Source organism: Gordonia sp. i37, from assembly GCF_002043085.1.
GTDB lineage: Bacteria > Actinomycetota > Actinomycetes > Mycobacteriales > Mycobacteriaceae > Gordonia > Gordonia polyisoprenivorans.
This window is the reverse complement of record NZ_MVPX01000518.1, coordinates 1-21297: the sequence shown is the minus strand read 5'-3', so window position 1 is coordinate 21297 and position 21297 is coordinate 1. Positions and strand designations below refer to the sequence as shown.

General features: G+C 62.3%; 12 protein-coding genes, 2 pseudogenes and 1 other annotated feature. Of the genes and pseudogenes, 11 read left to right on the top strand and 3 right to left on the bottom strand.

Going from position 1 to position 21297, the window contains the following annotated elements; genetic code table 11:
* Positions 1-2181, top strand: a 2181-nt coding sequence (locus B1964_RS25855; RefSeq protein WP_079931846.1) for a replicative DNA helicase, incomplete at its 5' end; no start/stop codon positions are given.
* Between the two features lie 274 nt (positions 2182-2455).
* Here the strand turns inward: B1964_RS25855 and B1964_RS25850 are convergent.
* On the bottom strand, positions 2456-3274 hold the full coding sequence (locus B1964_RS25850; protein WP_079931845.1) for a hypothetical protein: 819 nt from the start codon (positions 3272-3274) through the stop codon (positions 2456-2458).
* A gap of 196 nt (positions 3275-3470) precedes the next feature.
* On the opposite strand from B1964_RS25850, the gene B1964_RS25845 reads away from it, so the two are divergent.
* From B1964_RS25845 to B1964_RS25810, 8 genes and pseudogenes are all read left to right on the top strand, one after another.
* On the top strand, positions 3471-4175 hold the full coding sequence (locus tag B1964_RS25845) for a TnsA-like heteromeric transposase endonuclease subunit (protein ID WP_306302654.1): 705 nt from the start codon (positions 3471-3473) through the stop codon (positions 4173-4175).
* Positions 4176-4333: 158 nt separating this feature from the next.
* Positions 4334-6367: a transposase gene (locus B1964_RS25835; protein ID WP_366664298.1), complete on the top strand. Its 2034-nt coding sequence runs from the start codon at positions 4334-4336 to the stop codon at positions 6365-6367.
* 83 nt (positions 6368-6450) lie between these two features.
* Positions 6451-7422 (top strand): TniB family NTP-binding protein, encoded by a 972-nt coding sequence (locus tag B1964_RS25830; RefSeq protein WP_223259049.1) that lies wholly within the window; start codon positions 6451-6453, stop codon positions 7420-7422.
* A pseudogene (locus B1964_RS31290) lies at positions 7422-7793 on the top strand (TniQ family protein); the annotation flags it as partial. The gene B1964_RS25830 and the pseudogene B1964_RS31290, both read left to right, overlap by 1 nt.
* Before the next feature lie 480 nt (positions 7794-8273).
* Positions 8274-8984 (top strand): hypothetical protein, encoded by a 711-nt coding sequence (locus tag B1964_RS31285; RefSeq protein ID WP_223291355.1) that lies wholly within the window; start codon positions 8274-8276, stop codon positions 8982-8984.
* Positions 8985-9047: 63 nt separating this feature from the next.
* A pseudogene (locus tag B1964_RS31280) lies at positions 9048-9425 on the top strand (TniQ family protein); the annotation flags it as partial.
* 1443 nt (positions 9426-10868) lie between these two features.
* Positions 10869-14279, top strand: coding sequence for a helicase-related protein (locus B1964_RS25815; RefSeq protein ID WP_079931842.1), 3411 nt, complete (start codon positions 10869-10871; stop codon positions 14277-14279).
* A complete protein-coding gene (locus B1964_RS25810; protein ID WP_006896686.1) occupies positions 14279-14680 on the top strand; it encodes a hypothetical protein in 402 nt (133 codons plus the stop codon). Before B1964_RS25815 ends, B1964_RS25810 begins: the two co-directional genes overlap by 1 nt.
* 15 nt (positions 14681-14695) lie before the next feature.
* On the opposite strand, the gene B1964_RS25805 is transcribed toward B1964_RS25810, so the two are convergent.
* Positions 14696-15942, bottom strand: a protein-coding gene (locus B1964_RS25805; protein WP_223291304.1) for an IS3 family transposase whose coding sequence is annotated in 2 segments (ribosomal slippage) — positions 14696-15657 and positions 15657-15942 — 1248 coding nt in all. Because the reading frame shifts where the segments join, the coding sequence is not laid out codon by codon here.
* Positions 15536-15664 (bottom strand) — a sequence feature (AL1L pseudoknot). (Overlaps the previous gene by 129 nt.)
* Before the next feature lie 344 nt (positions 15943-16286).
* Here B1964_RS25805 and B1964_RS25800 point away from each other — a divergent pair.
* Positions 16287-16868: a TetR/AcrR family transcriptional regulator gene (locus B1964_RS25800; RefSeq protein ID WP_253194199.1), complete on the top strand. Its 582-nt coding sequence runs from the start codon at positions 16287-16289 to the stop codon at positions 16866-16868.
* 121 nt (positions 16869-16989) lie between these two features.
* Entirely contained in the window at positions 16990-20031 is a 3042-nt protein-coding gene (locus B1964_RS25795) for an RND family transporter (protein ID WP_006896682.1), read from the top strand.
* A 40-nt stretch (positions 20032-20071) separates the two neighbouring features.
* Here the strand turns inward: B1964_RS25795 and B1964_RS25790 are convergent.
* Positions 20072-21240 (bottom strand): IS3 family transposase gene (locus tag B1964_RS25790; RefSeq protein ID WP_253194200.1). Its coding sequence is split into 2 segments (ribosomal slippage): positions 20072-20962 and positions 20965-21240, totalling 1167 coding nucleotides; the frame shifts between segments, so codons are not numbered across the junction.
* Between the last annotated feature and the right edge of the window lie 57 nt (positions 21241-21297).

The window sequence follows — 21297 nt, the reverse complement described above, 5'->3', positions numbered from 1 at the left end:
ACCTACCGTCGTTCGGCCACCGGGTGGCTCCGCGTCGACGCCGACGACGACGTGTTCACCGTTCATCATAAAGCGTTGCGGCACAAGGAACTCCGACGCCCGGCAGGCGTGCGGCGCATCGTCGCGGTGCGTCCCGTCGACAGCGTCCCGGTGCGATGCGTGCAGGTCGACAACGATGATCACCTGTTCCTCGCAGGCGAGGCAATGGTACCCACCCACAATTCGACGCTCGCCATGGACTTTTTGCGGTCGTGCTCGATTCACCACCACATGACCGGCGCCATGTTCTCCCTGGAAATGAGCAAGGTCGAGATCGTCATGCGACTACTCTCGGCCGAGGCCAAGGTGAAACTCGGTGACATGCGCGGCGGTTCGATGACCGACGACGACTGGACCCGACTGGCCCGACGTATGGGTGAGATCTCCGAGGCGCCACTGTTCATCGACGACTCGCCCAACCTCACCATGATGGAGATTCGAGCCAAAGCCCGACGGCTCAAACAGCGCAACGACCTCAAACTCGTGGTGGTGGACTACATGCAGCTGATGACCTCCGGCAAGAAGGTCGAGTCACGTCAGCAAGAGGTCTCGGAGTTCTCCCGTCAATTGAAGCTTCTCGCAAAGGAACTCGAGGTTCCGGTGGTCGCGATCAGCCAGCTGAACCGTGGTCCCGAGCAGCGAACCGACAAGAAGCCACAGGTGTCGGATCTGCGCGAATCGGGTTGTCTTCCCGCATCGACGCGAATCCTTCGTGCAGACGACGGGTCCGAGGTGACCATCGGCGAGTTGTTGGAGTCCGGAGAGCAACCGCTCGTGTGGTCGCTCGACGAACGCCTTCGCATGGTTGCCAGGCCCATGGTCAAGGTGTTCCCGAGTGGACGCAAGGAAGTGTTCCGCGTGCGGATGGCATCGGGACGCGTGGTCGAGGCGACGGGGAATCATCCGTTCATGACCTTGGACGGGTGGATCCCCCTTGCTGAGATGTCGGTCAACGATCGCGTCGCGGCACCGAGGTGGACACCAGAGCCGCACGAGACAACGGTGATGGCTGAGCAAGAGATCGTCCTCTTAGCTCATATGATTGGCGACGGGTCGTGTGTGAAGCGCCAACCCATTCGCTACGCAAGTATTGATGAGGAGAACCTTGCGGCGGTCTCGGACGCAGCCAACTTCTTCGGGGTAACCCCAATCCGTGACGAATACGCTGCGGCACGAGTTACAACCCTGCGACTGCCGGCGCCGTATCAACTGACTCATGGGAAGCGGAACCCGATCGCTGCGTGGCTGGATGGACTCGGACTGTTCGGGCTTCGAAGCTACGAGAAGTTCGTCCCCACGGCTGTGTTCTCACTGCCGAACGATCAGATCGCTCTGTTCCTGCATCACCTGTGGGCGACGGACGGGTCGGTGCGCTGGGATGAGAAGGCGGGCATCGCGCGACTGTACTATGCGACCACCTCGCGGCGGCTCGCGGATGACGTGGCGCAGCTCCTGCTGAGGTTTGGAATCTACGCGAGGACAGTCCGAACTGAAAAAGCTGGATACCGTGCTTGCTGGCACGTGACGATCACAGGCGTGGAGAATCAGTCGGCATTCTTGGGGAAGATTGGAATCCACGGAGAGCGTGGACAGCTCGGCAAGGATGTACTCAACAGGCTGTCGACCATCCAGTCGAATACCAACACGGACACCGTGCCGAAAGAAGTGTGGACTCAGGTCCGGGAACTGTTGAAGCACAGCGGAATGACGCATCGGGAGTTCGCTGCTGCAATGGGTTCGCGGTTCTGCGGATCAACGATGTGGAAGCACTCGCCGAGCCGTGCGCGGCTTGCTCGAGTTGCAGAGGTGTTGAAGAGCGCTGACATCGAAATGCTCTGTACCAACGATGTCTACTGGGATCGGATCGTTGAAATTGAGAGTCTCGGAGAACAAGACGTGTACGACGGAACCGTTCCCGGCACGCACAACTTCATCGCAGATGGTATCGCTGTTCACAACAGCCTGGAGCAGGACGCCGACATGGTGATCCTGCTTCATCGACCCGACGCATTCGAGCGCGACGACCCCCGCGCTGGTGAGGCTGACATCATCGTCGGAAAGCACCGTAATGGTCCAACCGCCACGATTACCGTTGCGCACCAACTACATTTGAGCCGATTCGTGGATATGGCGAGGGGCTGAGAACTGCTGTTGTCGAGATGCAGCGAAGATTAGCAAGGTGGTCCCGCTTGTTTAACAAGCCTGATCACGGCGTAAGAATCGCCCTGACTAGGGCAAACATGGTCAGGCGAGCGTTGCCCGTAGCCCGCGTTTCGGTATGATTTCCTGCTAATTTTGCCGGGGAATCTATTCCTGGAAATCGCCGAGTGCGCGGGTGAAACCGGGCGACGAAGGGGCTGAAGTGACCGGCGGCTGGCGGCAGGCTATCGGCGATTGGCTTGTGGGATGAGCTCGTCTAATTCGCAGATGACGTTGGTGCTGGTTTTGGGGATGTGCTCGGCGGATTCGACGCTTGCTCGGTGACTCCGTGACCGGGCTTGGTCAGCGGAAGGGTTGCGAGGTGCTTCTGGAGCCGCTTCGACATCGGCATGAACGTGACGAAGGTCAGGCTTCCCGAGACAAACGCGCCTACCAGCGGCACGACCTTGGCTGCGCTCTTGGCGAAGACCTGCTTGGTCATCTGAATGCCCAGGAGCCCTGCAACCTTCTTGACCACCGGATATATCGCACCCTTGGTGAGAGCCTTCTGCGGCAGCTTCCTGGCCACTTCACTTGCGATCAACTTCGAGACTTGCGCCACGCCGGCCTGGGCCGCGTTCACGCCAAACATCACGCCGATGAACAGCGTGAGCATGCTTTCGGTCGCGGAGTCCATTCCGTCGGCGCTGTCGTCGAAGAGCTCCGGCCAGCTGTAGATGTAGGCGAGCTTCTGGACGACGCGAAGAAGGTGCCCATAGTACTGCGCGATATCAGCCGGGACCGTGCCGATCGCTGCGAGGCCTCCAGGGATGCCGGCTGCCGTGGAAAGTGTCGTCACCTTGCCGGTCTCGAACTTGATCACGCTGTTGGCGATCTTGTCGATCACTTGAGGTGTTACGCCTGCTTCGGCCGGTGTTGTGGCGATAGCGAGTTTGATCTGCTCGTCGGTGCAGTATCGCTTCAGCTCTCTGCGGAGGAAGGCCTCCCGGTTGATCTGCACACCCGGCAGCTGAGCCGATGCCTGCAGCGTCTGCTCGAACTTCGTCGACGGAGCGACCTGATTGCCTTTGGCCATGGGAGCAACCTATCGCAGCCTTCCGACACGGACCGCTGATGGGGCGAAGGAGACGTCGGCCTATCACCCGAAATGCCTCGCTGACCGATTGTCGACTTGCTCCCTTAGTAGCCCTTCGACCTCGATTTCTTGCTAGATTTGGTGCTAATTCCTGCGGAAGCGGAGGTGTCACTTGACCGAGAGTTCCCGCGCGGCGGTGACGTGGCGGTTCCGATTCGCTGGCGACAAGGTGTCCCGCGTGTTGAACTGGCGGTCCGACGGTCCGCCGGATCTCGCACGTGTAGTTCCGATTCGCAAGCCTCGATCCTCGGAACGTCACCGGCACATACCTGTCACTGCGTATTCACTGACCATGCGCGACCACCTAGAACTCGAGTCGGGCCTCGAGCATGACCTCTTGCGACGCCTGGACCGGCTCAACGATATCGTCGCGCTGATACCGCAACCGTGTCAGCTGAAGCGGGGCGGATCGTCCTCGGCGAAAAACACGCCCGACTTACTCAGCCTTGACGACACCGGGGCGGTAACGCTCTGGAATGCACGCCTGCCGCACAAGATGGACGACAAATTCAAGCTTCAGGTCGCAATGGTCGAGGCCGCCTGCGCGAATGTGGGATGGCGTCACGAGGTATTCAACGGACTCGACCGCGTAGAACGCCTAAACCTTCTGTGGCTGCACGGCTACCGCCGAAGGCCTTCCTGGTATGACCAGGTGGCTGGCGAGATCGGGAAGGAAGCAAGTAACGACGCCGCGACTCTGGGCTCCCTATTTCGTCTGGATACCGGAAACGGGGAGGCCATCGCCGTGGTCTGGCACATGGTCTGGTCCGGTGAGCTGGATACCAACCTCTCGAAGCGATTGACGATGGAAACGCCAGTGCGCGCGGGACTGGTGGCGTAGTGGACACAAGTCGCACAGTGGTTGAGGTCGGTGGCCGACTTCTGACTGAGTGGGGAACCGGTCTGGTGACAGCGGTATCAGCGGCCGGCGTAGACCTCCGCACCAGCGTCGGCGATTCCTTGCACGTCGATTGGCCCGAACTCGCAGAGGTGCGAGTCGTGGTCGATGGCGATGTAGCGCCAATCAGACCGGCGCTCCGCCCGTACTGGGATGGCCTGTCTGAGGAAACGCGCCGAGCCGCCCTCGACAAACTTGAAATCGTGCATGAGATACTGACCGGCTACCGGGACGGTCACGCCGAACTCGCGCGCGATGGCGAACCGCGCCCACCCTTCGGCGAAGGCTTCGGCGTCTCCGAGGCGGCGCGCTGTCGCGCGATGGCGGTCGCGTTGCAGCAAGAAGCTGTGGGAGATCGTGCCCTACAACGCCGCATCGCGAACGGTGAGATCAAGCGATCGGCTCCGGTCGACAGCACCATCCGCAACTGGGTGCGTGCATGGAAACGCGACGGACTACTCGGGCTCCTCGATGCCAGATCCCTGCGTCGCGAACAGACGTGGGAGCGAATCGATGAGCGCTATCGGACTGTTGCTGAGTTGGTCTTCGCCACCCTGGACGGAGATCGGGCGGACGCCAACATCAGCGAGCTTGATCGGCGGATCAAGGTTGAGCTCAAGCGTGCAGGGCACGTGGATGTCTCCACGCCGCAGCGTCTGACGGCAGAGTATCTCGCGCACCTCAAACGGGGCGCGGGCGCAACAACCCGCACCCAGAGAAGCCGGTCGCTACAGCGCGTGTCGGGCAAAGAGCACTTCCCCGCAATCAGGCCTGGGCAAATAGTCGCCATCGACGCCACGAGGGCGGACAACCTCGTATACGACCCGCTTCTCGGGCGACCCTTCAGCGTCGAAATCCTCACTGCAATCGACGTCGCCACCAGAGTGATCCTCGCACTGCGCGTGGTGCCGAAGAGCGCCGATGGAATCGATGCCGGGCTACTTCTCTACGACATCTGCCGCCCGTTCTCGATGATGGTGGAGGGCACCACCATCAGTCACTGGCGCTGGGCCGGTTTGCCCCAAGTCGTCGACGCTTCTGATGTCGCGGTCAAGGTTGGGCGCAGAAGTGTTGCACCCGATTTCACTACGCTTCAAGGAGAGCACCACATCCCTGGCGTCATGCCGGACGCGATCCGCGCCGACCACGGTTCGATCTTCGTGTCCGATCACTTCCGCGCGATTCTGCGCGACTTCGGGATTGACTTGTTGCTCAGTCGCGGGAAGAAGCCAACGGACAACCCCCACGTTGAACGCTGGCACGAGACGCTACAACGGGCCGTTCAACAGCTCCCCGGCTACAAAGGTCGCAATACCTCGGAGCGCGGTCGATTGGTCGCCGAGGAGGCATTGGTCACGGCCGCCGAACTGGAAGAACACCTTCGGCGATTCGTCGCCTTGGACTACCACCGGTCGTGGCACACAGGCTTGGTTATCGGTGGTGAGCCCACCGCTCGCACCAGTCCTTTGGAGCTCTGGGACATCATGCTCGACGTCACCGGCCGTATCGACGTACCGCAGCGTGCAGACATGATCTATCAGATGCTTCCGGTCAAGTGGGGCACAGTCGGAGTCGCAGGTGTCGAGTTTGCTGAGATGGTCTACGACGGCAAGCTGCTCGATGATTTTCGGAATGTCGCACGGGGCCAGTTCAGGGACGACGACAACAAGGTTCCCTTTCTTGTCGACCCGCACGACTTGTCGAGCATCTGGTTCCCGCACCCCGAGACCGGCCGTGTACGCCCCGTTGCGTGGCGAGGATCTTTCTTCACTGACGCGCCGATGACCGATACGATCGTTCAGGCTGTTAGGCGGCGCGTCCGCGAACGCGGCGGCAACCACATTCTGAGTCGGGGCTCAGCGCAGCGGCAGATCCTCGACGAGCTCACGGAACTCACCTCTGGGCCCGTTCCAACTGACTGGACTGCCAAACTGTCAGCCGCGCACCGCAGAGTTGAACAATCGCGCAAAGACCACGAAGAAGCTCAGGCAGCCCAAGGTGCAACCCGCGACGAAGCCACTCAGTCGGGCGGCAACGAAGCACGCACCAAGACGCCCCATACCGATTCACCCCAGGACGACGTTCCCTTGGACATCCTCGACGTCCCGTGGCCGACGATGCGGGCCGACTCCTGATGGACTCTCTCGCTTGGCATTTGGCTTGCACCAAAACGGAGTTGCCAGAACCACCTCTGTACACGTCGGCTGGTTGGGACAGGATGACATCCGAGGACCGCTCGCGGGCGGTCGATGCGCTGCGTCAATGGATGAATGGACTCTACGTCGAAACGGCCGAGACCCGCGCAGTCGCAGACCGACTCACTGAGATCGTGCAGGAGAATTCTGAAACGGGCCCCGGTGCGAAGGCAATAGCGTCGGTCACAGGCGCAAGCACGCTCGGGAAGAGCACGGCGGTCCGCCGCTGGGCCACAAGGAAATACGTGGAATGGATCGTAGGCGCACCGAAAGGCCCTGCAGAACTGCCCACGTGGAACCCTCAGCCAACGATCGACGCAGACCTATGCCCCGTCGTTTGGGTCAACCTGCAATCTGGCTCGATGGTCAAAGGATTCAACTCCCAAGTCCTTGACTTCTTCCGCTTATCCGCCAGCGGCGCCGCCCACCAGACGTCAACCGCCGCGGTCAGGGCATTGGCACGCCACGGCGTGCGCACCCTTCTCATCGACGACTTCCATCTACTGCGTACCAACTGGAAGGGCGGCCGGGAGGTCCTCGATCACGTGAAGTACATGAACACCGAGCTCGGCGAATTCAACGCCAGCTTAATTCTGGTTGGGACAGACCTCGAATCCAGTGAAGCCATGAGCGATGCCCAGCTTATCGGCCGCCTCCAGCCAATGAGCTTCAGTCCTTACGGAATCGAGACTTCGGAGGAGCAACACGCGTGGCAGCAACTGCTCTACGGGCTGGAAGGTTATCTCCTTCCGCATCTCCCTCGGGCAAGCGAAGGGCTTCTCACTTCACAGCTCGCGGGGCCCATCTGGAAGCGATCTCAGGGCTACGTCGGTGACGCGACACGCCTCCTCCGCATTGCGACACTTGCAGCGATCGCCGACGGCACGCACACGATCAACCCAGAACACCTGAAGGAAGTCCGCCTCAGTAAACGAGCGCACGCAGCAGAGGCGGAAATCGATCTTCGGCGCCGCAGCAAGCAGAGCAGGGTGTGATGTCACCGGCAGACAACGGAAGGGGGCTATCCATGCGAGAGCCTCGTATCGGCTATCTGCCTGCTCGACCGATTCCAGCCGACGATGAATCGCTGGAGTCCTTCGTATTGCGCGCGGCGACGGCGAATTGCACCACCGTCACCAAGATCCTTGGTCGAAGTCAGTTATCGCGATCAGCGTCTGACTACGAGCCGATTCTGCGGCACCTGGCCACGCTGACGCGCCAGCCATTCTCGCGCATTTCGGCGATGACCCTTGATGACTGCCATAGTCGAGTGCTCGCGAAGGAAGGCTGGCTGGCAAGTGAGTGGGGTCAGCATTGCCGTTGCGCCCCAAACGGAGTGGCACGGCGAGAGTGGGCTTTGGCTCTGTCTCCGGTCTGCTTCTACTGCGGGCACCTCATCGGGATGCCCGGTAGTGGCACTGCGCAGTTGACCAGAGTTCCCAATCGGATTCTGTCGGTCTGCAAGGAGGTCTCGTCCGCTGCACACAGATCTACGACTGACTTCGATGCACTCGACCGACTTGAGTGTCTCCGTGCGGAACTACCCTCGGTGGCTCGTCGGCTCAGTCGAGGATCTGCACACTGGATCCCAGCTGATGCTCAGTTGGTGACCACTGCGACGGCAGATCTTGCGACGAGTCACGAGTCCGAGGAAGAGCTACCGCGATCTCCTGCCGTTCGTGCACTGGCCATCGCAATGGCCTGGGAAGAACAGCGAACGTGGCTGACACCACGAGTATCTCCACATCCACGTCCCACTCCTGTCCGACCAGAGAATTCTGAAATACCCGATTCGCAGGTCTTCACTCGACGGGTACTCCGCACAGGCGCGAAGACTGTCAAGACCATGCGGTTACCGAAGAGCTCAGTCCGCCATCCACGCGGCGAAGATCTGATGCGGCTGGCGCTTGGCCATACGCAATTGACGCTTGACCACATCCCAGGGATCTACCGGCAAGAAGGCGAACCGTTCGTGCTCGACCCCGCCCAGTGGTTGTGGCGTTCCAGAGTCGCGCTACTTCTCAGTCAATGTGTTCGGTTGCGCGATCATTGGAGCCTTGCCGACGAGCCGACCTACCGTCTGACGAAAGCTGGTAGCTACTCGATTTGCATAGGGGCGTGGCCGAAATGGACTCCGATCTTCCACCGCGAGAGCGACATTGCCCATGCGATGAATCTGGCGCGAGCTCTATGCCTCGACGAGCTCGTCAACTACCGTGAGCGCCGCGACGCGTTAAGACGGATTGAAGCCGCCCCGCCGGACCTGGTCGGCACCCTGCCCGCAGCCGCCCGGAACTTCGATGGCTGCGCCCGGCTCGCCGCATCTTGGATGTGGTTCGATGCAACCTGTGATAGCCCGCGTACATGGCCAGACGCCGAACACCTGAAAGCATTTGACGCTGCGCTCAACCCCGAAGGCCGTCTCATCCTCCGCAGTGCCGCCGAAGCGATCTGCGTCGCCGACGAAGATCTTGTGCGTCAGGTTGGGAGTGGAGACTTCGGTGTGGTGGATTCGGACCGAGTCTCAGAAGAGGACCGGACTCGTGTGGGCGCGTGACTTCCAGTCGCTCGCCCACTGCGGGCGCTACCAAACCGCGACGGCGATGGAGCCTCTGAGCTAATGCTCCCCGCTCGAGTTGCAATCGATCCACGCGAGTCGCTTGATTCGTACCTCGAGCGGATTGCACTTGTGAACGATCTGACGACCAAGAGTCTTGTCCGCATGCTCAAGGAGAACCGGGACGGATCGTCGGTCTCGACGGCTTTCATGCTGGTCCGGCCTAGCGATGAGCTCGTCGGCCGAATAGTGGATCTCACTGGGCTGGGGGCATCGGCCGTCGAGAATTCGACCTTGTTGCGTTACGACGGAGGCGCGCCACTCAACCTCGACGGCTTCGACCCGCTCGATCGGGCGAGCTACCGCGCCATCGTTTGCCAGGGGTGGTTCCCGCAGCATGGGACGCAACTATGCCCACTCTGCCTATCGCACGACGGAATCTGGCAGCTGTCGTGGAAGCTACCGGTGTCGACAGTGTGTCCCGACCACGGCGTCTACCTGGTCGCTGAGTGTTCAAGATGTAGCCGGCGCTTTCGAACGCGACACCACAGTCCGCTGCGTCCTCGGCTCGATGAACACCAGCCGTGCGGGAATCCGCTCGGATTCTCGGCTCCCTGCCGACACTCCATCCTGAGAGAGAAACCGACGGCTGCATCCGAAGGTGCAATTCGGACCGCAACACGGGTTACGGCCGCTATCCAAGGCGAAGAAACGAGCGTTCTCGATGGCGCTCTCGCGCCCCCCGCGTACCTCGCAGAAGTCCGAAACTTAACCACTCTTCTACTTCACCTCGCATCCCGGTCTCGCGCAAGGGGTTTCGTCGAATGGGCCGGAGATCTCCAAGCCGAAGCCGCTGGTCGCACAACTGAGCTTCGAGGGCCTCGGTGGGGTATTCAGCCGCCGACAAGTGCAGTCACCCGCGGTGAAGCACTGGCGGAGGCGGATGGGATTCTGTCCAGTCCGGAGAGTGCGGACGCCGTCGCACGGTTGGCCGAGTGGTTCGATCTGATCCCGGACGTCCCGGGCGGCCCGAGAGGATGGATCGTCAATCGCGCGGCAAAGAGTCCGGTGTTGAGCTGGCTGGTGGTCCAGGTGCTTTCAGCCCGCCGCCATGTCGGCCTGCAGATCGATCATCACGACGCGTTGATCGATCTGCCGCTGTCTGCGATCCCTCAACTCCTCGATGAGCACACCTACCGTCGTCATTTCGCTGGGATGCTGACAACGCAGGAAAGCACGGGGCGGCTGTACGCCTCCCTGTGTATTGCGCGCGCACAACGGCCAGGGTCGACGTGGTCCACTGCTGCAGCGAGTATCGAACTCGACCCGGACATTGGCAGACGGACATCGCGAGCGGCGAGCACGCGACTGGCCGCGAGTCCTTCAGAGATCGCGGCAGCCGCCAGCGCGGCAGCGAGGGAACTATCGCGTCGACGGGATTTTCGGGCGCTCGAGCGACGAGTCATCGAGCTCGCGAGTACGCCCGACACGTGGTTCACCGATTGGGCGCGGTCGGCGAGTCCGAGGAGGCGCGCGGCCGCACTCCCGTACGCGGTGACATGGATGTGGTGCGAGGTTGCTCAGGGGGGGTTGGACACCAGCCCGGCGTGGCCGCCGCCGGTGACCCGACAATCGAAGGCGGCTTATCGGGTGTTTCGTGACACGCTTCCGGAGGAGTTGGGGCGAGCATTGCGCGAACTCGCCGATGGGAATTCGAGGTGACGGGCGTCGGGCGGCACCTCAGCGAAGTCTTCGACAGCTTCTCAGCAAGCGTTCGAAGGCCTGGCAATGCCACTCGGCTTGGTCTCGTTGAATTCCTGGCGATGGCGAACCTGTCAGTATCGGCGGGTAGCGTTCGAGGGCTGGCAATGAGGAGGTCCACGCGTGCAGCTTGAAGAGTTGAAGCCCGGTCTGCGAGTCGAGGGTCTCATTCCCGCAGAGGTGATCACTGTCATCGCTGCTCAATGGCATGGCACGGACGCACTCGCACTCACTTACCAGAACGGCTCAGGTGGACTTGGCCAACAGGTTGTGTTCCGCAAGGACCAGGACAACCTCAGCGTCGCCACCAGCGGTAGCCGCGCGTTTGACGCCACCGCCAGCGACTTCAAGCTCCTCGCCGAGGCCCAACGTATCTCGCTGGCCGGCCTTTTCGATCCAATGCTGGCCGTCGCCACGAGCGACGTGCAGCCGCTGCCGCACCAGATTCGCGCGGTGTACGGCGAACTCCTACCGCGGACCCCGCTTCGGTTCCTTCTCGCCGACGACCCCGGTGCCGGCAAGACGATCATGGCCGGCCTCTACATCAAGGAGCTGCTGCTCCGCGACGACGTCAAGCAGTGCCTGATCATCGCTCCCGGTGGACTGGTCGAGCAGTGGCAGGACGAACTGTTCTTCAAGTTTGGGCTGCGGTTCGACCTGCTGACCAACCAGCTCATCGATGCCAACATCAACCTCAACGTCTTCGAAACGAACCCACTCGTGATCGCACGCATGGATCAGCTCTCCCGCAACGAGGCACTCCAGGCCCAACTGAAGGAGACGGAGTGGGATCTGATCATCGTCGACGAGGCACACAGAATGGGAGCGCACTACTTCGGCGGGAAGCTGGAGAAGACCAAACGCTTCCTGCTGGGGGAGCTGCTCGGCCAAATTACCCGCCACCTCCTGCTGATGACCGCGACTCCACACTCGGGCAAGGAAGAGGACTTTCAGCTCTTCCTCACTTTGCTCGACCGCGATCGGTTCGAGGGCAAGCAGAAGAAGTCTGTCGACGTCACCGGAATCATGCGGCGCATGGTCAAGGAAGACCTGCTGACGTTCGAAGGTAAGAAGCTCTTCCCTGAACGCATCGCCGAAACTGTGCCCTACGAGTTGACCGAGCGGGAGAAGGGCCTCTACGAGGACGTCACTCGCTACGTCCGCGAGGGCATGAACCGTGCCGACAGGCTTGGCGGCAAGCGTAAGAACACTGTCGGATTCGCCCTGACTGTCCTTCAGCGCAGACTCGCCTCCAGCCCTGAGGCGATCTACAAGAGCCTCGTCCGCCGCACCGAACGGCTGGAGCGCAAGAAGACCGAGATCCTCAACGGCACCTACAAGGAACCCGACGACGTCATCGGCTCGGGCGACTTCGACGAAGATGAATACAACGCCGAAGAACTGGAGCAGCTTGAGGAAGACGTGATGGACGCGGCCACCGCCGCCCAGACCGTCGAGGAGCTCAACGCAGAACTTGTCGAACTCGCCGATCTGATTGCGACCGCCAAGAAGGTCCGCGAGGCTGGCACCGACCGCAAGTGGACCGAACTCTCCACGATCCTCCAGGACAATGCGCTGGTCACCGATTCGAACGGTTGGCCACGGAAGTTCATCATCTTCACCGAGCACCGCGACACCCTTGACTATCTCCAGTCCAAGATCGGCTCTTTGCTCGGCAAGCCCGACTCGGTCAAGGCGATCCACGGTGGCGTCCGCAGAGGTGAGCGGCGCGTGATCGCCGAGGAGTTCACCAAGAACCGCGACGTCCAAATCCTCATCGCAACCGACGCCGCTGGAGAGGGGCTTAACCTTCAGGCCGCGCACCTGATGGTCAACTACGACCTGCCGTGGAACCCCAACCGCATCGAGCAACGCTTCGGCCGCATCCACCGCATCGGCCAAGAAGAGGTCTGCCGACTCTGGAACCTCGTAGCCTCCAACACCCGCGAGGGTGAAGTCTTCACCCGCCTGCTGGAGAAGCTCGACCAGATGCGTCAGACATACGGTGGCAAAGTCTTCGACGTCCTCGGCGAGGCGTTCACCGAGACCCCGCTGCGCAACCTCCTGCTCGATGCCATCCAGCACGGCGAGCGCCCCGACGTCAAGGCTAAAATGCATGAGGTCATCGACGCGTCGGTCGGGGATGGACTCAAGGATCTCCTCGACGAACGGGCATTGGCGTCGGAGAACCTGGCCGAGGCCGACCTGCATGCACTGCGCGCGGCAATGGACGAAGCACGCGCCCGCCGCCTTCAACCGCACTACATCGAGATGGCATTCAAGGCCGCCTTCGCCCGCCTCGGCGGCCGCATCGTGAGGCGCGAACAGGGTCGCTACGAGATCGCGAACGTGCCCCAGCAAATACGCGCCGCAGGCACAGGGCCGATCGCAACCAAGTACGACCGAGTCACGTTCGATCTTGGCAAGGTCCACGCCGACGAACTCAGCCGCGCCGACCTTCTCGCCCCGGGTCATCCGCTGCACGACGCGGTCATGGACGAGTCCGTGCGACAGTTCGGTGGTTCCCTCAACCGAGGCACGATCTTGGTTTCCTCGACGCTGGAGGAGACACACCTGCTCGTCGGCGTGATCGAAGAGGTCGCCGACGCGACCGGAGAGTCCGTCGCACGCCGCTTCGGCTACGCATACGTCGACAGCTTCGGCACCGTGACGCCTGCCGGCCCCGCGCCCTACCTGGACTGCGTGGCGGCACCCGAGAACGCTGTCACCGATACAGCCCGCACCCTCCCGTGGCTGGCAGGTGCTGAAGACAAAACCACGAGCTGGATTATCGCCAACCAACTCCCCGACTACCTCGACGACGTTCAGCCGAGGCGCCTCGCGGAGTTGAGTAAGGCACGTGACCTGGTCATCAAGCGGCTCGAAGGTGAACGCGACCGCCTCATCCTCGATGCCGCCGTCGCGGCGGAAAAGGAACGCGCCGGTGAGAAACCGAAAGAATCATCGGAGAGCCTGAATCGTAAGGCCGTCGAACTCGACGCCCGTCTACGCAAGAGGCTCGCACTGCTTGACCACCAGCAGCTTATGTCGACCAAGCCACCACGCATCGTCACCGCAGCACTGGTGCTCCCCGTCGGGATACTGGAGACCGACCTACCCGCGACCGCGCCCATCCACGCGAAGGAGACCAAAGAGGTCGAACGCCGCGGTGTCGACTTGGTGATGGCCCGTGAACGTGAACTCGGACGCAAGCCCGTCGAGCAGGCCTTCAACAATCCCGGTTTCGACATCCTCTCCACAGACGCCAAAGGCGACACCTACCGCATCGAGGTCAAAGCGCGTATCGAAGGAGCGACCGACTTCTTCGTCACCCACAACGAGGTGATGGTTGGTAAGAACGCCGCCCCGCGTTACCGCCTCGCTCTCGTCCGCGTCGACCCGCGTGGCGCCCAGCACGACGAGGTCCGCTACCTCGACAACCCATTCGCCACCACCGACCTCGGTGACTTCAACGCCACCGGCATCCGAGGCGATTGGTCCAAGCAGTGGGCAAAAGGGAAGGCGCCGTTTTGATGGCATCCAAGTCCTCCCGAAAACGGCGGAACAAGAAGCGCCGCCAGGACGCTACTAAAGCCGGGCACGCCGACCAACACGTTCAGGTAGTGCTGGAGCGCGCCTTCGATACTGCTGGGTTGCTTTCAGACGTCTCGAAAGCGACCGACCCTGCAGCGGAGGTTGAGCGGCGCATCGATGATGCGGCGACGCAGTTCGTCGAGGGGTTCGCTGGCTACGACCCTCTGGGAACGCTTGAGGCCATTCGCATGATGACGTTGCCGTTCGCCCCGGCGGGCGTCTCGCCGCCCGCCAGCGCGCAGAGCGGCCCCGCTGTCGCAGAGGTCTTGGCCGTTGTGCTCCGGTGTGCGGAGTCAGAGATGGATTCCGGTGTCGAACCCAAGCGGGTCGATCAAGACTGAATCGCCCCGGGTTTGTCAGAGGCTCGCAAGTGCCGCGTCGGCGGGTACCGGTGCGGGGTGGTTGTGATGATAGGTGTCCTCGAGCTCGATGGGCGGGATCATGCCGATCTCGCCGTGCAATCGCCGGTGATTGAACCAGTCGATGTATTCCGCGGTCGCGATCTCGAGGTCGTCGATATTCTTCCAGGGCCCGCGGTTGCGGACCAGCTCGGCCTTGAACAGCGAGTTGAAGGCCTCGGCCAGGGCATTGTCGTATGAGTCGCCGGTGGAACCGACCGAGGCGGCCGCGCCAGCCTCGGCAAGACGCTCGGTGTAGCGGATGGCGACGTATTGAACGCCCTTGTCGCTGTGGTGCGTGAGCCCGGTGACCGACTGGCCTGCGCGATCGCGGGTCCAGATGCCCATCTCCAACGCGTCCAGCGCAAGGTCGGTCCGTAGCGACTTCGAGAGCTGCCAGCCGACCACGCGGCGAGAGAACACGTCGATGACGAACGCGGCATACACCCAGCCGACGAAGGTGCGGCAGTAGGTGATGTCCGCGACCCACAACTGGTTCGGAGCGGTTGCAGTGAAGTCGCGATCGACCAGGTCAGGCCGACTATCCGGGCCGCGACCGGAGATCGTGGTGCGCGGGCCCTTGGCTCGGCTAATCCCTCGTAACCCCGCAACGCGCATGAGCCGCTCGACCGTGCAGCGCGCGACGACGACGCCCTCGCGACGCAGTTGGGCGTGGACCTTCTTCGCCCCGTAGACGCCAAAGTTCGCCGAGTGGACGCGGTGGATCTCGATCAGCAGTTCCTCGTCGCGCAGTGCTCGCTTCGAGGGTGGTCGGGTCTTGAACGCGTAGTACGTGCTCGGCGCGATCTGCGTGCCCGCTGCGGTCAGCGTCCGACAGATCGGCTCGACGCCGAACTCATGCTTGTACTGGTCGATGTATTCCACGATCAACGCTGTGGGCGGTCGAGCTCCGCCGCGAAAAAAGCCGAGGCCGACCTCAGGATCGAGTTCGCCCTGCGCAGCTCACGCACTTCCTTCTCCAGCTCGACCAGGCGCTGGGACTCGCTGGTCGTGGTCCCGGGACGGTGCCCCTCGTCGACCTCGGCCTGCACAACCCAGTTCCTCAAAGTCTCGGGATTGATCCCCAGTTGCTCGCCCACACGGCGGAACGTGCCCGACCTCGTCGATGGATCGCGCCGTGACTGAACAGCCATCCTCGTGACTCTCTCCCGAAGCTCGTCGGGGTACTTCCTCGGTGCTGCCATGCTCCTCATCCTCCCGTGGATTCAGAGCCTCCACCAGACCCGGGGCGATTCACCCTTCAGCAGTACCCACCCCAGCCCTGCCGCCAAGCCCCGAATTGATCTACCAACCCTTCGCCGAAGGTACCCCGGAGGCGGGCACCGTGGCGCCGACCTTCCTGCCGGGTCGGGGTGTCGAACAGGTGAATTGCACGACTAGCCCGGCGGACACTCCTCGACTTTCGCTATTATCAGTAGCACTTCGTGCGAACCAAGATCGCCAGGCGCCCGAGAGCAGTCTCGGGGATGGGAGTGTGGGTGCGGTGATGGCGGCCAGGCGCGGCGCGGGTCCTCGGTCCAAGGACGTGATGGATGACAAAGACCCGCGTTTGGTTCGTTCACGCAACCGGTTGGTTGATGCGGCATCTGCCCTGTTGAAGACCGGCGGGGTTGATGCAGTCACGGTCGGGGCGGTCTCCCGGATGTCGCGGGTGGCTCGAACGACGTTTTACCGGCATTTCGACGGCACCGCCGATTTGTTGGCTGCGGCGTTCGAACGATTGTTGCCCCACGCCGACGTCCCTGACGCGCACGGACCAATCCGCGACAGTTTGGTGCGGTTGGTCCGTGCTCAGGCTGCGTTGATCGAGCAGGCGCCACTGCAATTGACCGCCTTGGCGTGGCTGGCGATGGTGCCGGAGGAGCCCGGGGAGCAGCAGAACACCCTCGCGCCGCTGCGCGCTCGTGTCATCGCGCAGTACCGGGAACCGTTCGATCAGGTGTTGCAGAGCGCCGCCGCCCAGAAGGAACTCGACGAGTTCGATCCCGGCGTGGCCATCACCCAGCTCGTGGGCCCGCTGGTCTTCGCGCGGCTGTCCGGCCTTCGCTCGATGAGTGGCGCGGACTGCGAACAGCTTGTCGACGACTTTCTCGCCGCCCACCGCCGCTGATCCGATAGTCCCGCGTCGCCGAACAATACATTCCTTTCGCTACATGCTGTAGCGTAGTGATACCGATTGATTCATTTGTCGAAGGGTGTGCGATGCCAACGCAGCGATGGATGCGTGAGCAGTGGTGAAGCTTCGGCGATCGACCGGTCGCGGTGAGTACAGCCGGTCGCTGGGGCAGGTGGGACGCTTCGTCTTGTCGCACAAAGCGCTGGTAGCGGGCGTCTGGGTGGCTGTTGCCGTGGTGTTGGCTGTGCTGTTTCCCCAGTTGGAAACAGTTGTGCGCCAGCAATCGGTGGACCCAATTCCTAAGGGCGTGCCGTCGTTTCAGGCGCTCGATCGCATGGGCGAGGCGTTCGACGAAAAGGGCGCGAAGACCACGGTGTTCGTGGCAATGGAAGATCCGGCCGGACTCACCGAGCCCGCCCGCCAACGCTATGACGACCTCGTGGTCCGGCTCCGCGCCGACCGCGATGATGTGCAGGCCGTACGCGACCTGCTCGCCGACCCGATCACTGCCCGACAAGCGCTCAGCGAAGACGGCAAAGCCTGGTACTTGCCCGTCGGGGTCAGCGGCAGCCTCGGCGGGCCGACGGCGGCCCACGCTGTGGAATCGATCCGCGAGACCGCAGCAGAGGTCTTTACCGGCACCAGCACGACAGTCCACGTGACCGGACCAACAGCGACCTTCAGCGACCAAATCGTCACCGCTGAAAAGGATCTGGTGGTCATCACCATCGCCACCGTCGTGCTGATCGCCATAATCTTGCTGATCGTCTATCGGTCGGTGTTCACTGCGTTGCTACCGCTTCTGGTCATCGGTATCAGTCTCGCCGTAGCCCGCGGAGTCATGTCTGCGTTAGGCGAACTGGGCATGCCAGTCTCGCAATTCACCGTTGCGTTCATGACCGTCATCTTGCTCGGCGCCGGTGTGGACTATTCGGTCTTTGTGATCAGCAGATACCACGAAAGGCTGCGCCAAGGCGCCGCCGCGTCCGACGCTCTCATCGATGCCACCGCCACCATCGGACGGGTGATCCTTGCGTCGGCAAGCACTGTTGCTCTCGCGTTCTTAGCCATGGTCTTCGGGCAGCTCAGCGTCTTCGCCACCCTCGGCCCCGCCTGCGCAGTGGCGATCCTCATCGGATTCCTCGCCACCGTCACGTTGTTGCCGCCAGTGCTGCTGTGGGCTGCGCGATGGGGGTGGGGTGCCCCGCGCAAAGACCTCACGCGGCGCTACTGGAACCGCATCGCGGTCCTCGTCGTACGCCGCCCGGCGCCGTTGCTGGCCGTCAGCCTCGTCGGATTGACGATCCTGAGCGTCACCGCGCTGGGCATTCAGATCACCTACGACGACCGAGACGGTCAACCCACAACCACCGACAGCAACGAAGGTTACGCACTGCTCAACCGGCACTTCCCGCAAGACATCACCATCGCGGAATTTGTCGTCGTGGATTCGCCCACCGATCTGAGAACAACCAACGGACTTGCCGACCTTGATCAGATGGCAGCTCGGATTGCGCAGATCCCCGGCGTCACCCGTGTGGTCGGTGTCACTCGCCCGACCGGAGCCAAACTCGAACAAGCCCAACTCTCCTGGCAGAACGGGCAGATCGGCGATCGGGTGGCCGGCTCAGTGGGTGAGGGCCAAGCCCGCAAAGGTGACCTCGAACAATTGCGTTCTGGTGCAGACCAACTCGCCGACGGCCTCGAACAACTCGACATACAGATCCGCACCAATCTCACCCCACTGGCTGGCATTCTTAACCAAGTCACCACCATCGGGGCCGAAATAGGTCAATACCAACCACTTCTACAAACACTGACCGCCGCCGCACCCCAACTCGACCAAGCCGCGCAGAACGCCCCTCAGCTAGCAGCCCTGGCCGAACAGTCATCAGCCGCCATAGCCACAATCACCTCAGTGCTCCCGTTACTGGATAACTCAGCGCTGTGCACTCAACTACCCCAATGCAGCACCCTGCGCCAACAAGCCCGCGATCTCGCCGCACTCCGCGACAGCGGGTTCTTCACCCAGATCACGACACTGTCCACCCAGCTCGCGCAGATGGACACCCCCCTCACCGCGGTCACCAACCAACTCAACGCCACCGTCGCCACCCTCGAGACCACGCTGGGAACCATCGGGGCCCAAGACCTGCCAACCAAACTCGCCCAACTGCAGACCGGGGTCTCCCAACTCGCCGCCGGCTCGCGAACACTCGCCGAAGGCGTATCTGCACTCGTCGACAGCAACCTTCAACAACTCGCCGGCATGGCCACGCTCGCCGCCCAACTACAGACCACCGCGCGCGAAACCCGCGGCTCGGACTCGGCCACCGGCTTCTACTTACCCAAAGATGCTTTCGCTGACCAGCAATTCGCCGACGTTGCGCGCCAATTCATCTCCCCGGACGGACACACCGTGCGCTACGCCGTCCAGACAAGCTTCGACCCCTACAGCGCGGACGCCATGCGCCTGGCCAGCACCATCGCCACCGTCGCCAACGACGCAAAACCCAACACCACCCTGACCGACTCCACCGTCTCCGTCGCCGGCTTCCCCGCTATCAACGCCGACCTGCAACGACTGCTCACCAACGACTTCCGCCTCCTGGCCCTGGCCACCCTGGCCATCGTCGGCATCATCCTGATCATCCTGCTGCGCTCACTGGTCGCACCCATCTACCTACTCGGCACCGTCGTACTCAACTACACCGCAGCATTGGGCATAGGCGTCCTGATCTTTCAGCACATACTCCACACCGACATCGCTTGGCCTGTGCCCCTATTAGCGTTCATCGTCCTGGTAGCCGTCGGCGCCGACTACAACATGCTGCTGGTCTCACGATTGCGCGAAGAATCACATCACAACGTCCGAGTCGGAGTGCTCCGCACCGTCACCAACACCGGCTCAGTTATCACCTCAGCAGGCCTCATCTTCGCCGCCAGCATGTTCGGCCTCATCGCCGGTTCCATCGGCATCATGACCCAAGTCGGACTCATCATCGGCGTAGGCCTTCTCATCGACACCTTCATCGTCCGCACCATCGTGGTACCAGCCATCGCCACACTCCTCGGCAACGCAAGCTGGTGGCCCCAAAAGCCAACGACCCCTCCCACCCAACGCCGCCACCGACCCCACCCCGCAAAGCAAACATAAAGCCGGGGGACTGCTGCACGACCAGGTGACAGTTTCGGTGTCATGCCGCTGAGGCGGCTGTGTTGATGATCGTCTCGTATTCGATCGGGGTCAACCGGCCGAGGCGGGCCTGACGACGGCGTCGGTGGTAGGTCCGTTCGATCCAGGTGACGATCGCGATCCGCAACTGCTCGCGGGTGCTCCAGCGGTGCCGGTCCAGGACGTCCTTCTGGAGGAGCGCGAAGAACGATTCCATCGCTGCGTTGTCGCCGGCGGCACCGACTCTGCCCATGGACCCAACCAGGCCGTGTCGGTTGAGCGCGGACACGAACTTCCGCGACCGGAATTGAGAGCCCCTGTCCGAATGGACAATACAACCCGAAACATCGTCCTCTCGGCGGGCAACAGCGTTGTCCAGAGCGGTCACGGCGAGACGGGACTTCATCCTGGAGTCGATGCTGTAGCCGACGATCCGCCCCGAGCAGGCGTCTTTGATCGCGCAGAGGTAGAGCTTGCCCTCGTCGGTCCAATGCTCGGTGATATCAGTGAGCCACACTTGGTCCGGTGTGTCGGCGGTGAAGTCGCGTTCGACCAGGTCGTCGTGCACAGGCGGGCCCGGCTTCTTACCGTTCTTCCCACGTTTCTTGCCGAAGCTCGACCACCACTGGTTGGCCGAGCAGATCCGCCATGCCGTCCGCCCGCTCATCGGCTGACCAGCAGCTTCGGCTTCATCGGCGAGGAAGCGGTACCCGAATTCCGGGTCATCACGATGCGCGTCGAACAGGGCGTTCGCCCGCTCCGCTTCGACCCAGTCTGCCGCGGTGACCGCGTCCCTGAGCCACCGGTAGTAGGGCTGTCTGGAGAGCTTGAGTACCCGGCACGTCACCGTGACGGGGATTCCGTCGGCGGCGAGCTCTTTCACGAGCGGGTAGAGCCTTTTCCCGGAAGGTTCGCCTGCGACAGATATGCCGCAGCCCGTCGCAGGACCTCGTTCTCCTGCTCCAACAACCGATTCCGCTTCCGAAGCTCTCTCAGTTCGGCAGATTCGGTCGACGTTGTTCCAGGCTTGTGTCCGTCGTCGATGGCGACGCGGCGCATCCACTTGGCCAGGGTCATCTCATGGATCCCGAAGTCTTTCGCGACCTGCGCGAGTGTCACGCCAGGTTCACGGTCTCGGGCTACCCGGACCACATCGTCGCGGAACTCCTGCGGATAAGGCTTAGCCTCGATCCACCGATTTGTATCTGTTCGGGCGGTGAGGGGTAGACGAAATGCCCTGTCTGAGTG